This window comes from Serratia sp. root2, assembly GCF_031931805.1.
Taxonomy (GTDB): Bacteria; Pseudomonadota; Gammaproteobacteria; order Enterobacterales; family Enterobacteriaceae; genus Serratia; species Serratia inhibens.
The window spans coordinates 1-549 of the sequence record NZ_JAUJXB010000022.1; the positions used below are offsets into that span (position 1 = coordinate 1).

1 protein-coding gene is annotated in these 549 nt (G+C 59.6%); it reads left to right on the plus strand.

The features are described 5' to 3' along the window. Positions 1-549, plus strand: a 549-nt coding sequence (locus tag QZQ97_RS24495; RefSeq protein ID WP_311995513.1) for a fimbria/pilus outer membrane usher protein, incomplete at both ends; no start/stop codon positions are given.

The window sequence follows — 549 nt, forward strand, 5'->3', positions numbered from 1 at the left end:
TTACGGCACCCGGACGGGCAATGGCAAAGAGATGTACACCATCACCTTCAACAAGCATTTCCGTGACTGGGGGTTGAGCAGCTACATCAACTACAGCCATCAGACCTACTGGGACCGGCCGGCCAACGATCGTTACAACCTGACGGTGTCGCGTTATTTCGACGTTGGTCGGTTCCGCAACCTGAGCCTGTCGCTGTCGGCGTACCGCAATGAATATAACGGCACCAAAGACGACGGGGCTTACCTCTCACTGTCGATGCCGTGGGGGGACAAATCCACGGTGAGCTACAACACCACGGTGAACCGGAACGACACCACGCATCAGGTGGGATATTCCGACCGGATTGATGAGCACAACAACTACCAACTGCGCGCCGGAACCTCGCGCAGCGGGGTGAACGTGAGCGGGTATTACACCCACGAAGGCGATACGGCGCGCATGAGCGCCAATGCCAGCTACCAGGAAGGGCGCTACAGCGCCGTCGGGATGTCGATGCAGGGAGGAATGACGCTAACGGCGAACGGGGGCGCGTTGCACCGTGCCGGCAC